The 13,570-nt window shown below is 57.1% G+C and carries 15 protein-coding genes; 10 read left to right on the forward strand and 5 right to left on the reverse strand.

Going from position 1 to position 13,570, the window contains the following annotated elements; all coding sequences use genetic code 11:
* Positions 1-26 precede the first annotated feature (26 nt).
* Positions 27-242: a hypothetical protein gene (locus GS646_RS18415; protein ID WP_171187312.1), complete on the reverse strand. Its 216-nt coding sequence runs from the start codon at positions 240-242 to the stop codon at positions 27-29.
* On the opposite strand from GS646_RS18415, the gene GS646_RS18420 reads away from it, so the two are divergent.
* The 3 genes from GS646_RS18420 to GS646_RS18430 all read left to right on the forward strand — a co-directional run bounded on the left by GS646_RS18420 (position 241) and on the right by GS646_RS18430 (position 2,569).
* Entirely contained in the window at positions 241-1,194 is a 954-nt protein-coding gene (locus GS646_RS18420) for an alpha/beta hydrolase (RefSeq protein WP_171647945.1), read from the forward strand. The genes GS646_RS18415 and GS646_RS18420 overlap by 2 nt on opposite strands.
* Positions 1,195-1,253: 59 nt before the next feature.
* Positions 1,254-1,763 carry a nuclear transport factor 2 family protein gene (locus GS646_RS18425; RefSeq protein WP_171647943.1) on the forward strand — a complete coding sequence of 170 codons (510 nt, stop codon included), beginning with the start codon at positions 1,254-1,256 and terminating at the stop codon, positions 1,761-1,763.
* A 110-nt stretch (positions 1,764-1,873) separates the two neighbouring features.
* Positions 1,874-2,569, forward strand: coding sequence for an SDR family oxidoreductase (locus GS646_RS18430; protein WP_171187318.1), 696 nt, complete (start codon positions 1,874-1,876; stop codon positions 2,567-2,569).
* A gap of 3 nt (positions 2,570-2,572) precedes the next feature.
* On the opposite strand, the gene GS646_RS18435 is transcribed toward GS646_RS18430, so the two are convergent.
* Complete coding sequence (locus GS646_RS18435) at positions 2,573-3,409, reverse strand: LysR family transcriptional regulator (protein ID WP_171187320.1); 837 nt, start codon at positions 3,407-3,409, stop codon at positions 2,573-2,575.
* 91 nt (positions 3,410-3,500) lie between these two features.
* Here GS646_RS18435 and GS646_RS18440 point away from each other — a divergent pair, with 91 nt between their 5' ends.
* Both GS646_RS18440 and GS646_RS18445 read left to right on the forward strand, forming a co-directional pair.
* A complete protein-coding gene (locus GS646_RS18440) occupies positions 3,501-4,496 on the forward strand; it encodes a quinone oxidoreductase (protein ID WP_171187322.1) in 996 nt (331 codons plus the stop codon).
* 37 nt (positions 4,497-4,533) lie between these two features.
* Complete coding sequence (locus tag GS646_RS18445) at positions 4,534-5,274, forward strand: SDR family oxidoreductase (RefSeq protein WP_171647941.1); 741 nt, start codon at positions 4,534-4,536, stop codon at positions 5,272-5,274.
* A 265-nt stretch (positions 5,275-5,539) separates the two neighbouring features.
* On the opposite strand, the gene GS646_RS18450 is transcribed toward GS646_RS18445, so the two are convergent.
* Positions 5,540-6,274, reverse strand: coding sequence for an SDR family NAD(P)-dependent oxidoreductase (locus tag GS646_RS18450; RefSeq protein WP_171187326.1), 735 nt, complete (start codon positions 6,272-6,274; stop codon positions 5,540-5,542).
* Positions 6,275-6,279: 5 nt separating this feature from the next.
* Entirely contained in the window at positions 6,280-6,810 is a 531-nt protein-coding gene (locus GS646_RS18455) for a 2,4'-dihydroxyacetophenone dioxygenase family protein (RefSeq protein ID WP_171647939.1), read from the reverse strand.
* Between the two features lie 106 nt (positions 6,811-6,916).
* Between GS646_RS18455 and GS646_RS18460 the strand changes: the two genes are divergently transcribed.
* From GS646_RS18460 to GS646_RS18470, 3 genes are all read left to right on the forward strand, one after another.
* On the forward strand, positions 6,917-7,678 hold the full coding sequence (locus tag GS646_RS18460; protein WP_171647937.1) for an IclR family transcriptional regulator: 762 nt from the start codon (positions 6,917-6,919) through the stop codon (positions 7,676-7,678).
* A gap of 359 nt (positions 7,679-8,037) precedes the next feature.
* Positions 8,038-8,685 (forward strand): hypothetical protein, encoded by a 648-nt coding sequence (locus GS646_RS18465; protein WP_171647935.1) that lies wholly within the window; start codon positions 8,038-8,040, stop codon positions 8,683-8,685.
* A gap of 215 nt (positions 8,686-8,900) precedes the next feature.
* On the forward strand, positions 8,901-9,539 hold the full coding sequence (locus GS646_RS18470; RefSeq protein WP_171095493.1) for a cupin domain-containing protein: 639 nt from the start codon (positions 8,901-8,903) through the stop codon (positions 9,537-9,539).
* Here GS646_RS18470 and GS646_RS18475 read toward each other — a convergent pair.
* A complete protein-coding gene (locus GS646_RS18475) occupies positions 9,536-10,732 on the reverse strand; it encodes an aromatic ring-hydroxylating dioxygenase subunit alpha (protein ID WP_171095495.1) in 1,197 nt (398 codons plus the stop codon). The two genes, GS646_RS18470 and GS646_RS18475, sit on opposite strands and share 4 nt — an antisense overlap.
* Positions 10,733-10,842: 110 nt before the next feature.
* On the opposite strand from GS646_RS18475, the gene GS646_RS18480 reads away from it, so the two are divergent.
* Together GS646_RS18480 and GS646_RS18485 are read left to right on the forward strand one after the other, a co-directional pair.
* Complete coding sequence (locus GS646_RS18480) at positions 10,843-13,281, forward strand: FAD-dependent oxidoreductase (RefSeq protein WP_171647933.1); 2,439 nt, start codon at positions 10,843-10,845, stop codon at positions 13,279-13,281.
* A complete protein-coding gene (locus tag GS646_RS18485; RefSeq protein WP_171187334.1) occupies positions 13,281-13,541 on the forward strand; it encodes an aminopeptidase P family N-terminal domain-containing protein in 261 nt (86 codons plus the stop codon). Before GS646_RS18480 ends, GS646_RS18485 begins: the two co-directional genes overlap by 1 nt.
* The last annotated feature ends 29 nt before the right edge of the window (positions 13,542-13,570 follow it).

The raw sequence follows: 13,570 nt of genomic DNA on the forward strand, positions 1-13,570 counted from the left end.
TCTCTGAATTTCATTTCGCCATCGCCCTACATGTGCAGGTGTCTCCAAACCACATACATTTCGACATCCAGTCCCCATGCCAAGGTATCAGGCCAGTTCGCTTCGGGGAGATGGGCGAAACGGCTGAAGCAGAATCTTTCAAAAACCGGGCAGACCGGTGCAAGTATCGCATCCGCCGCCTTCGTATCTTTCATGTCATCGGGCTTGAGCCCAACCAGACAGATTTTGGGAGATACCGCCATGAAAACCCTCGCCCTTAACACCGCCGCTGCACTAATGGCTTCGACTGCCGCGATTGCGCAGGTCGAAACCCGCACTGTAACCTTTGAAAACGAAGGGTCTATCCTGACCGGCACGCTGTATTTGCCGGAAGAACGCGGTGACGCGCCTTTGCCCACGGTTGTTGTCACCGGGGCCTGGACATCGGTGCAGGAACAGATGCCAGCCAACTACGCGCAGGAAATGGCGTCGCGCGGGTTCGCCGCCTTCACCTTCGATTTCCGTGGCTGGGGCAAGTCGGGCGACCTGCCCAACAATGTGCGCTATGTTGAAAGCCCCGAGGCCAAAACCTCGGACATCAAGGCAGCGTTTGCATATGTTGCGACCCTGCCCGAAGTAGATGCCGATCACATCAACGGGCTCGGGATCTGTGCTTCGGCCGGTTACATGGTCGATGCCGTTTCCGGAAATCCGTTGGTGCAGCGCGTCGGCCTTGTCGCACCCTGGCTTCAGAATGAAGAGATTGTTGAAGCCGTCTATGGGGGCAAAGAAGGCGTTGCCGGGTTGATCGAAGTCTCCCACGCTGCCGAAGCCGCGGGTGGGCAGATCATTCCTGCAGCCGGGCCGGAAGGTGCCGAAGGTGTTCTGATGCCGATTGGTGGGTATTACTATGAGGCCGACCGTGGTGGCATCCCCGAATATGACGACAAGTGGAACAATGCAGGCTGGGAAGGTTGGCTGACCTATCACCCTGCCGACAATCCGCAGCGTTTGGACAAACCGCTGGCCATTGTGCACTCGGAAAGCGCGGCCATCCCGCAGGGCGTACAGACTTTCCTTGCAGGATTTGCGGGCAATGCGACGGCTCAGTGGCTGGAAGACGTCACGCAGTTCGACTTCTACGACAACCCCGAGGATGTGACCCGTGCAGCGGACACCGTGGCCGATCACTTCCAGGCTGGTCTGGACAGCTGAACACCTTATCAGGCGCCGAAGTTGACTTCGGCGCCTGCCCTTTACCCCGGAGTAGACCGATGCCCAAAAACCTTACAACCACACTTGCAGCTGCCACCATGATCGCAAGCGCAGCCTTCGCCGATCAGCAGGCCACCATCTCAACCACGATCACCGATATCGCAGCGGGTGCTGACCGTCACGACTGGGCCCGTGTGCGCGGTGCCTTTGCCGATACGGTGACGACCGATTACACCAGCCTTTGGGGCGGTGACCCAGTCACCCAACCCGCCGACGACCTTGTCGCAGGTTGGTCTGCATTCCTGCCTGGGTTTGAAAGCACCCACCACATGGTCACCAACCATGCCATCACGTCACTTGCCGAATCCGAAGCCACGGCGCAGGCTGATTTCACCGCAACCCACCGCATTGAGGATGGCTTGTGGGTTCTGGGCGGACGCTATGATTATGCGCTGGAAAAATCCGGGGACCGCTGGGTTGTAACCTCTCTGACCATGACGGCGCTTTGGGAAACCGGAGATCGCGGCCTTGTCGCCATTGCTGCCGAGCGTGCAAATCAAGGAAATTGATAGATTGAAGGACTGCCACACCGTTCCACTTTTAGGAGTGGACTGGTGCTGGCTGCATTGCCACGATCTATTTTAGATATGCCGGCTGACACAAAGTCATAGGGATCTGCATGACCAACCAACGCATCGCACTTGTAACCGGCGCCAACCGAGGCATCGGAAAAGAAGTCGCGAGACAATTGGCCAGAGATCATGGGGTAAAAGTTCTGCTCGGTTCTCGAAACCTGGATAAAGGACATCGGGCCGCAGATGAGATCGGGTACGGGGTGGAAGCCTTTCAGCTGGACGTATCGAACCCGGACTCTGTCGCCGCCGCCTTTATTCTGAAGATTGAACCCAGCTACGGGCGTCTCGATATTTTGGTCAATAACGCAGGTGTGGATTACGACACGGATCAGCAGGCGCATTGCGCCGACCTGCATCGCGTGCGGCGTGCCTTTGACACCAATCTTTTTGGTGCTTGGGATACCATAATCGCAGCGACTCCTCTTTTGCGACGTGGCGCGAGTGCCCGGATCGTCAATGTGTCTTCCGGTTCAGGCGCGCTGAGCGACATGTCCGGTGGCACGGCAGGTTATGGTGTATCCAAGGCAGCATTGAATGCGCTGACCATCAAAACCGCAGCCGAGCTGAAACACGAAGGTATTCTTGTCAACGCCGTTTGCCCCGGTTGGGTTGCCACGGACATGGGCGGGGGTGGCCGCCCGGTGTCTGAGGGGGCGAGGGGTGTTGTTTGGGCGGCAACTCTGCCGAACAACGGCCCGACAGGCGGTTTCTTTCGCGATGGGGCGCCAATCGAATGGTAGGCGCTATCCCGGTGCCATGAAATCAATCAATGCTCTGACCCGCGCGGGCAGCAGGCGGCGGCTGGGATAAACGGCGAACATTTCTCGTGTCAAAGGTCGCGTATCCTGAACCTCAAGCTCGTGCAAATCTCCACCCATCATGTCCAGAGGCAGCATTGCAACGCCCAGATTGCGACGCGCGGCGAGTGCGATGACGTCAAGGTCGATTAAACTGTGGGCGACGTTGCTGGGTTGCAGTTTGTCGCCGTTTTCCAAAACCCAAGGCTGGCCAGCGGTCAGGGCAGGTAAGCTTTGAAAAACCTGCCGAGAAATCGCGCCCTTCAATCCGTTCTCCTCAATAAAACCCGACCCGGCGCAAAAACAGTAAGGAACCGACCAAAGGCGTTTTGCGACAAGGCTGGAATCCGTCAGTGGACCGACCCGAAAGGCCAAATCGATATTGTCGCTGAAAAAATCCAACATGACGTTCGTGGGTGTCATTTCCAGCTGCACATGTGGGTTTTGCTGTGCAAACTCCAGCAAACGTGGGCCAATCGTTGCACGGGCGGCCAGGGGCGGGGCCGTAATGCGTATGGTCTGGCGTCTGGTTTCGTCAGCAAATCCCGCAACCTCTCGCAGTGCTTCGAATGGCTCCTGGCAGCGATCCAGAAGGCGGCGGCCTTCTTCTGTCAGACGTACTTGGCGGGTCGTGCGCTCAAACAGTTTGGTGCCGAGATGGTTTTCCAATTCGGCAACTCTTCGGCTGACCCGGCTCAGAGGGATACCAAGTTGGTCCGCAGCTTTGGAAAAGCTGAGATGGTCAGCGACAAGAGTGAACAGGGCAAGGTCGTTGTAGATCATAATTCTATTTTTGAGATAATAACTCCTGAAATCAACGATTATCATTACAACTGACGGTCTCTACTTTCTGCACAACAGAAGGAGACACGTTATGTCCTATGCAATCGAAATCACGCGAAACGGTGGGCCCGATGTTCTGCGCAAATCCGACCGCGCCGTTCCTCAGCCAGCCCCCGGCGACGTCTTGATCCGTAACCATGCCGGAGCCGTTAACTTTATCGACACGATCATCCGACGGGGAGAGATGCCAGAAGGTATGATGCCTACCCTGCCGCACGTACCAGGCGTCGAAGGCGCCGGAGTTGTTGAAGCGCTGGGCGAAGGGGTCGAAGGCTTTGCCATGGGCGACCGTGTGGCTTGGATGGGGCCGATCGGTGCGGGCGGTTATGGCACGCATTCCGTGATTGGGGCACCTTACGTGACCAGGCTATCTGACGACGTCACCTTTGAAACCGCTGCCGCGATCCCGGTTAATGCAATGACCGCCTATCATATGCTGGTCAATCTCGGTGGTGCAGTGGCAGGAAAATCCGTGCTGGTTCACGCGGCGGCGGGCGGTGTTGGTACGATGGCTCTGCAAATCGCCAAACATCTGGGTATGACCGTGATTGCCTCTGCCAGCACCGACAAGCTTGGCTACGCATATGAGCAGGGCGCTGATCACGTCATTGATTACCGCCAAGAAGACGTCGCTGCGCGAGTTTTGGAGATCACTGAAGGACGTGGTGTTGATCTGACGTTGAATCCAATCTCGGGCGAAACACTGAAATCGGACCTCGACGCGCTGGCACCGCTAGGTACGGCCGTAGTGTTTGGGTTCCTTGCGGGACCGCCCGCAGGTGGCTTTGCCGAAGATCTGACAAAGCACTTCCAGAAATCCGTTTCAGTGCGGGTGAGCGATATCTACACGTATTTCCTGAACCGCCCCGATGCCTTCAGCGCTGATATGTCGACCGTGTTCAACCTGCTGGAAACCGGCGTTCTGCGTCCTCAGATCACCATGTTGCCGATTGACGAAGCTGCTGAGGCCCATCGCCGTCTGGAAGCAGGCGAGACGACTGGCAAGCTTGTGCTGAGCATCAACTGACCCGAACAGGTAACCCTAAAGACAAGGAACCAACACAATGAGTACGGTTTTTGAAGCCGCCCTTGCAGGCAAACACGTCGTCATCATCGGCGGCAGTAGTGGTATGGGTAAGGCTACGGCCAAGATGGCAGTCGCCCTTGGGGCAAAAGTCACACTTGCCAGTCGCAGTCTGGCCAAACTTGAGGCGGCGGCGACAGAGGTCGGGGGTGTTGTGCAAATCGCGCCCGTAGACACTACGGATGAGGCAGGCGTGAAATCCTGGGCCGCCAATCTCGGGACGGTGGACCACTTGGTGATCTCGGCCTCAAGCGCTGCGCATGGGGCCTATGAAGAGCTGCCCACTGACGCATTGCGTGGTATGTTTGAGGCCAAGTTCATCGGCCCGTATGTGGCCGCGCGTGAGGTCCTGCCTGCTTTGACCAAAGGTGCTTCCATCACGTTCTTTTCCGGTGTGCTCAGCCGCCGCCCGTCTGCCGGGACAACAGGTCTGGCTGCGGTGAACGCGGCGGTTGAAGCCTTAGCCAAAGGGCTGGCGCTGGAACTGTCGGGCCGTGCCCGTGTGAATTGCATCAGTCCCGGTATGGTTGATACGGAAGCCTATGCTGCGGTGCCGGAAGAGGCACGAGAAGCCATGTACGCGCAAGTCGGCGGCAGCTTGCCCGTCGGCCGCGTCGGAACCGCGGAAGAAGTCGCACAAGCTGTTGTCCTGTCCATGACAAATAACTTTCTGACCGGCACCGTTCTGGACGTTGATGGTGGGCACTTGGTGCGCAGCTGATCCGGTCAAAACCGCGGCAAATTGTATGGCTGGGGATATTGGAAACGGGTCGAGCAGGTTCCTGGGACTTGCTCGCCCGGATCGCCATTTCACTGGCCAAGGTGCCAGAGCCCGAAACAACACCGACAAATCCGATGGTGCCAAAAACGGATTTAAGACTTTCAGTTGCGCGCGCGGGCTTGCAAAAACTATGGGCCGTGCTGCGCTGCCAATACATGTGCGGCCACTAACACAGGCCCGGTCGTGAAATTGCAAATGTACGCGATCAGTAGGTCGCTCTTCCGCCTGAAAGATCAAAGACGGCACCAGTGTTGAACGTGCAATCTTCCGAGCTGAGCCACATCACCATGCGTGCAGCCTCTTCAACCCAGCCCAGACGTTTCATTGGGGATTTGTCGACCATGATCTGCACAAACTCTGGCGTCATTTGATCCAGGATCGCCGTCTTGATGGCGGCAGGTGCGATGCAATTCACGCGGATATCAGTCTGGGCCAGTTCCTTGGCCATTGACTTGGTAAACCCGATGACGCCCGCCTTGGACGCCGAATAGGCCGAGGCGTTGGGTGTGCCTTCCTTGCCCGCAAGCGATGCCATGTTGATGATCCGACCAAAGCCGGCCTCTTGCATGAGTGGAACAATGGCGTGAGCCAAGTGAAATGTTCCGGTCAGATTAACCTCGACGACGCGCGCCCAGATTTTCGGGTCGCTCTCCACGACGCTCAGGGTCGGCCCGGCGAAACCTGCATTGTGCGACAAAAAATCAACGCCGCCGAAGGCGCTTCTGGTCTTTGCAACGGCTGCGGCGATTTGGTCTGGGTCACTTATATCCACTTTGCATGAGATCGCGCCTTCAGGGGCGTCGTCGGGTTCCGACAAGTCCCAGATCGCCACGTTGGCGCCTGCTGCCGCATAGTGGCGTGCGATTTCTGCCCCGATCCCGGCTGCCCCACCCGTCACCACAGCGGTACGGCCTGTAAAGTCGTATGATACGTTGCTCATGAGTGTTACCTGATGAAGTTCTTCACGTAGTCTGCTCCGAGGCCGACTTTCTCGAAATGCGCACGGCACATGTCGATCTTGGTAAAAACATCCTCATAACCGAGGTGATTTCCATCAGGATCACAATAGTACATCACCCCATTGACCTGAAAATAAGTGATCATTTCCTCGACATCATCCGGCACAACCAGAGTATGGGTCTCACCCGGAGGCTCATAAACATAAGACCCTTCAGTGGCTTCCCAGTCATGCTCAAGATAATGCCAGCGGCCTTTCAGAACAAAGCCATGTACGGGGTTCGGATGGCAATGGCGGGACAGAACGCCTGCCTTGGTCACCTTCAAAAGGTTCATCCAATAACCTTGACTTACGTTCAAACACAGTGGGCGGAAAAACACCGTCTCGGTCTGCTGGACCCACATACGGGGGTCATTTTCGGCCAGCGCGTTGGGCACCACGATTTCCGGCAGGGCATCCTGCGGCATCGGGTGTTTATAGGGCACCATCGGGTTTTCGTCTGTATTGGTCAGTGGCATCTCGGCTTACCTTCTTTAGCAATTTAGAATGACCACATTGTGGACAACAGATTCATTATATGGAAATTTACATCGTTGATATGTGCCGTCAATCTGAGAGGCCGGAATGGTAAAACAGGTCCAAGGAACCCAAAGCTTTGCGCGCAGCATCGGGCTGTTGCAGCACATTTGTGACCGCAAAAACCCGCCGACCCTGGCCGATCTTTTGGAAGAATGTGCTTTTACACGCCCGACTCTGTACCGCATGTTAAACAGTTTGGAAGCCGAAGGGCTGATCGTGCAACTCAGAGACAAAAGGTACAAACCCGGCCCACGTCTGGTCAATCTTGCCCGTCTTGCCTTGGCATCGTCGGACATTCGGGACCGCGCCCGGGATGCCCTGGTGCGCGTCAGGGATCAGACCGGCGAAACCGTACACCTCGCCGTGCCAAGCGGTGAGGGACTGGTCTATATCGACAAAATCGAAAGCCTTGAGACGGTGCGCATGAACTCGACAATAGGCACCTTTGTTCCGCTTCACTCCAGTGGGGTCGGCAAAGCCTATCTTTCGGCGCTGTCGGACGAAAAGCTTTCAGCCTTATTGGATGCTTCGAGCTTGCAGCCGATCACCCCGTTTACGACAACTGATCCAATCAAATTGCGCGCGCAGATCGATCAATGCCGTGCCCAAGGCTTCGTTTTTGACAGTCAAGAGAATGAAGTCGGTATCGTTTGTTTTGGCGCGGCCATCCTGGACGAGAACGCCTGCCCGATTGCCGCCGTCAGTATTTCCGTACCGCTTTTTCGGCTGAGGGACGATAAATCTCATTACACCACTGCCTTATTGGACTGCGTTCAGGAATTGTCCCTTGGTGAGGTTCACCATTGAAGCGCATCTTATTCCGTGTTTTCCTATTGCGTGGTGCCGCTGGACCGGGGTGTCGACAGACGTTTATCAGCGCCGACACTCTCGTTTCGAAAACTTGTTTCTGTGAGGGATCGACAGTTATGACTCTGGTTCGCAGGAACGTATTCCTTGTGGCGTCGAAAACACGCGCGAAATCCTGAGGACTGAAGGGGTGCAGGGTTGCTCTGAAAGCGCTGGGCCCCAATGCCGGTGGTAGGTCAGATTGGTCGTGAACCGTTCAAGGTCTTTGCATTTCCAACACGTTCCCGCTCGTGTCACAAACCTGTCATATTCGTGCGCTAGGCAGAAATCGCAAAAAAGAGAAAACATAGGAGGCTCCGATGACCTCTCTCAATACTCAGCTATGGGAGCTGATTAAGTCGCATAAAATGCCTGATGATGCGACAGGCGCGCCATTCATTGATCAATTGATGGCCGAAAACTGCATCTCTCCTGATACTGCTGCCGTTGCGATCACTGAATACAAGAAATTCATGTATCTTTGTGCCACGCGATCAGAGCGAAACGTCCCCTCGAAGGCGGTCGATTTGGTGTGGCACCTGCATATGCAGCACAGTCGCGATTATTGGGATGTCTTCTGCAAAAAGCTGGGCAAACCCGTGCACCACAACCCCGGCGGTCAAGGCCCCAGACATCTGGACGACTACAAGGCCACCGTCCGAGCGTACAAAGAGCTATTCGGAACTCCTCCGAAAGGCATCTGGAAGATGAAAAATAAAGTTGGAACTTTCATAATGCTGGTTTTCTTGATCGTCTTCATTTGCACCGGCGCCAGCTCCATCATTCAGAGTGGCGATCTATTATTCGGTGCGCTTTGGTTGAGCGTGCCGCTGGTCTGCTTTGCAATCACCCTCAATAGCCTGAGCTCTAAAAGTGAGCTGACGCTGGTGTTTGAAAGTCATGACCCTTTTGCCGACGAAGATGCAGGCGACTGTAGCTCGGGAGACGGCGGTGGCTGTGGCGACTGATCTTCAAGACTTTCAATCTGATTGATTTTGCACCGGACCAAGGCTCAGCCATCGGACAGCGGCATAGACGCCAATCCGTTATCCCACAAATCACGTTCTTGATCTACCCAGTCAGAGTTTGTTTTGAGGGTGTTGGGAGGCACGGATAGCCATTTCGTTGATTGCAGTGTAAGCGTCGATTGCCAGAGTTTTGCGAAAGGTCCAGGAACTGATTTATGGCGCGCGTAACAAAGTCGAATTCAACGTCTCAAACCGAAGCGGCGAATGCCAATGCTGGAGTTGGCCACGAAATCCGTGGGGTGCGCCGCGCGATGGGTATGACGCTGGCCGAATGCGCAGAAGCGGCGTCTTTGTCGGTTGGGTTTCTGAGCCTTGTTGAAAGGGGGCAGAAGCAGCCTTCCTTGGACGCGTTACAGCGGATCAGTGCAGCTTTGGGGATCGAGGTAGGCTGGTTGTTCCCGCCTTCGCCCAATGATGATCCTGTGGAAAACGAGTATGTCGTTCGCAAGGGATTTCGCCGTAGAATTGACTTTTCACGCCTTGCCGGCACCGAGTATCTGGATCATTCAGTGTATTTGATGTCGCCCGGCATCGACGGTCAGATTGTTATGTCTTTGATGCAGTTTTCTCCAGGAGGTCATTCCGGCGACAACCCGTTGAGCCATGAGGGCGAAGAGGTGGGCTATGTCCTGTCCGGGCAGTTGACTCTGGAAGTAGATGGCCATGTTTTTGTGCTGGAAGAAGGCGACAGTTTTGGGTTTTCCGGCGATAAGCCACATAAATACATTAACAATGGTGAGAACGATTTGCAGATCGTTCACACCAACACGCCCGTGATCATGAAGTCCCGTTAAATCGTCTCGCTATCCGCCATCAGTTCAATGATTTTGCGGGAATAGGCCAATGTTGGTCCTTCCCAATGCGGTGACAGACGGCCGCCGTCGTATCCAAAGCAGCGGCGGCCATTTTGAAGCCCTTTGAGGACCGATATGTCCTCGACGTTCAGATCGTCCCACATCTGGATCAGGTCTTCGCGTTCCTTGCGGTATTTGTCGCCGGTTGCGGCCTCATCTCCGATGACGAAAACGTGCAGTTCCTCTCGGCATCTGTCCGGCGCTTCGGGGTAGGCGACCAACACAGTAAACTGATCGGGATACACCTCGACTGCGAAATGCGGCATGGTCAGGAACCACTGTCCCTGCATGCGATCCTCCTCGGACAGGCCGGGATAATGGGGCAGGCCCTGGCCGCGGCCTTCTTCTAGTTTCGGGAACCGGTAGCCATTGACGAAGGTCGAACCACGCCATTCTCCGGACCACCGAACGTCCATTGGGGCAAAGTCCAGCAGGCGGGGATGCAGGGCAAAAACGTGGTAGCCTTCCATATAATTCTCGTAAACCAGCTTCCAGTTGGCCTCGACCGTAAAATCGCGCTTCCCGGCCCAGCGGATGGCTGACAGATCATAGCCTTTGAGCTGATCCAGAACCGGGGCCATCCACACATCCAGCGGATCCGCGTCGCCCGAAACGTTGACGAACAGACAGCCAAAGAACTCTTCTACCCGGACCGGGATCAGGTCCAGCTTGTCGCCGCCGCCGTCTTTGAACGTGCCGCTGGAATTGGGCCCGTCGAAATGCGGCCGGGACCGCAGCTTGCCGTCCAGCCCATAGGCCCATCGGTGATAGGGGCAGGTCAGCGTGGCCTTTTTGCAGGGTTCGGTGACCAGTTGCATGCCGCGATGGCGGCAGACGTTCTGGAACCCCCGGATCACACCGTCGCGGCCATGGACCAGAACGATCGGCGTGCCAGCGATGTCGATGGGCTTCATGTCGCCGGGTTCGGGGATTTCCGCGCGCGCGCCGCCGAACACCCAGGAGCGGCGAAAGATCAGTTCCTGCTCCATCTCGAACCATTCGGGCGACCAGTATGCCGCGTTTGGCAGGCCTGCGGCTTCGTCAATGTTGCGAAACAGCTGCGCGTACCCGTCTTCGCCCAGAATGCGCCGCATGCGATCCTGGTTGGATTCTCTTACGACTGCACCGTCCATTGTGGTCCTCCGAATCAAGTTATTGGCAAAAAGATATACTGCAGGAAAAAAATGTGGACAAAATTTTTCCGATGCGGAAGTGTCTCCGGCAGGAAACGCGGAGAACTGTAATGGAATCGGCTCGGGTCGTTGTAATCGGCGGTGGCAATATGGGTGCCAGCGTCCTGTATCATCTGGCTAAGGAAGGCTGGACAGATGTTGTTCTGGTTGAAAAGGCGGAACTGACGTCCGGGGCTACTTGGCATGCGGCGGGATTGGTCAGTCGCATGACGGCGGGCCATGCGTTGGGGATCTGTCACGATTATGCGGTGGATCTGTATAAAACCATTGAGGATGAGACCGAGCAGGGCGTCAGCTGGCACAATTGCGGGTCCTTGCGCGTGGCCGCAACCGAGGATCACCGTGCCTGGCTGATGCACACGCGTGACGCGGTTTTGGCCCGCGGGCAGGAGTGTCGCTGGGTTACCCCCGAAGAAATCGCCAAGCTGAACCCGATCTATGACACGTCGCATATCATCGGCGGGACTTATACGCCCGATGATGGCCATGTTGACCCATCCGGCACCTGTCAGGCGATGGCCAAGGGCGCGCGGATGCGGGGGGCCAAAGTGCTGCGCCGCAACCGGGTGACGGATGTGCAGCAGATGCCCTCGGGCGAATGGAAGGTGGTGACCGAGCAGGGCGACATCATCTGTGAGCATGTGGTCAATGCCGGTGGATACCATGCGCGCCAGATCGGGGCCTTCAGCGGGCTGGACCTGCCGATTGTCCCGATGCAGCACCACTATGTGGTCACCGATGCGGTGCCCGAGTTTGAGGCGATGGGTCATGAAATCCCCGTCACCCGCGATGATTACTTTACGGGCTATCTGCGCCGCGAACAGGGTGGGGCGCTGATCGGGCTGTATGACACCCATGACGCGCTGGCCAAATGGCGCGAGGGCTGCCCCTGGGACAGCGAGAACGAACTGTTTGAACCCGACTATGACCGTATTATGCCGTGGTTGGAGAAGTGTTTTGAACGCTATCCCTGCCTGATGGAGCGCGGCATCAAACGCATCGTCAATGGCGCAATCACCTATACGCCGGACGGCCACCCGCTGGTCGGGCCTGCGCCGGGCTTGCGCAATCACTGGCTGGCCTGCGGTGCGACCGTGGGCATTGCCTGGGGGCCGGGACTGGGCCGGGCGCTGGCGCAATGGATGGTGCATGGCACGGCCGATATCTCGATGCGCGGCTTTGATCCGCGCCGGTTCCATAGCCGTGTGGACGAGGATTATATCTATCAGCGCTGCCGCGAGAACTACATGACGCGCCTGTCGCTGCCTTATCCGCAGCTGCAATATGAAACCTGCCGCGAGATCCGAAACTCTGGCGTGCATGACCGGACCAAGGCGTTGCATGCCGTGTTCGAAGAGGCTGGCGGCTGGGAGCGTCCCCGCGTTTACGGCAAACCCGAATGGGGTGGCAAAGAGCCCGAGTCCTGGAAACGTGGCCCATCGTGGGAGGCCGCCCTGGCCGAGGCCCGCGCGGTACATGAAGGCGTTGGCATCGGCGACTTCTCGGCCTTTTCCAAGTTCGAGGTCACCGGCCCCGAGGCGGAGGCGTATCTGAACCGGCTTTGCGCCAACCGGATGCCCAAAAAGGTGGGCGGCACCTGCCTGACGCTGCTGTTGAACGAACAAGGCACGATCGAGGGCGAGGCAACCATTGCGCGGCTAGCCGAGGATCGGTTCTGGTTTGTGACCGGCGGCCCGTCCGAGCGCCGCGTCTGGGACTGGATCACCGTGCATCAGCGCGGGTCCGAGGATGTGAGCATCCGCAACCTATCCGACGATTGGGGCATTCTGACCGTGGCGGGCCCCAAAGCCCGCGAGTTGCTGGCCCCGCTCAGCGATGCGTCGCTGGAAAACGCCGACTTCGGCTGGCTCAAGGCGCGTGAAATGTCGGTTGCAGGGGTCAACCTGATTGCGCTGCGCCTGTCCTTCTCGGGCGAACTGGCATGGGAGCTGCACGCGCCCATGGATCAGCTTGGCGCTGTGTGGGACGCGATCTGGGACGCGGGACAGCCCCATGGCATGGTGCCGTTTGGGTCAAAGGCGCTGGAAATGATGCGTATGGAAAAAGCCTATCGCGGCGGGCATGAACTGGCCAATGACGCCAGCCCCGTGCACACCGACCAGATGCGTTTTGTGAAGTTCGACAAGGCGTTTGTTGGCAAAGAGGCGCTGGCCAAGCTGGCCGAGACCGGCAGTTCTTCGGTCATCGCCTATCTGGACGTCCAGATGGAGGGTACCGATGTGCTGGGCGGTGAGGCGGTTTATCTGAACGGCGAAAAGGTCGGCTTGATCTCGTCGGGTGGCTTTGGTCCGGTCACGGGGCGCAATCTGGCCTTTGCCTTTGTCAAACCACAGGCCGCGCAGCCGGGGACCGAGCTTGAGGTGATCGTGTTTGGTGAAATGCACAAAGCCATCGTGCTGCCAGATGCGGTTCTTGACCCGCAAAACCTGCGTCTGCGTGACGTCGCAGCAACTTTGGAAACAGCCTGATGATGGACCGTGAACCGCTTGGCGAATATTCCAAGGCCGTCCTGCCTGCACCGGACATCAATTGGGACACGATGAACAACTACCGCATGGACCGCATTCGCCAGGCCATGGCAGAACGGGACGTGGACTTGGCCGTCATCACCAACCCGCTGACCATGCGCTACGCGGTGAACTATCACGAATACATGCAGTTCCAGGCACGCATCCCACTGATGATGCTCATGATCTTTGCAGACGGTCCCGACTCTGCCGCGGCATGAAGATGGGGCCTGATGCTTTGCTGCTTGGT

The sequence above is a fragment of the Ruegeria sp. HKCCD4315 genome, from assembly GCF_013112245.1.
GTDB lineage: Bacteria > Pseudomonadota > Alphaproteobacteria > Rhodobacterales > Rhodobacteraceae > Ruegeria.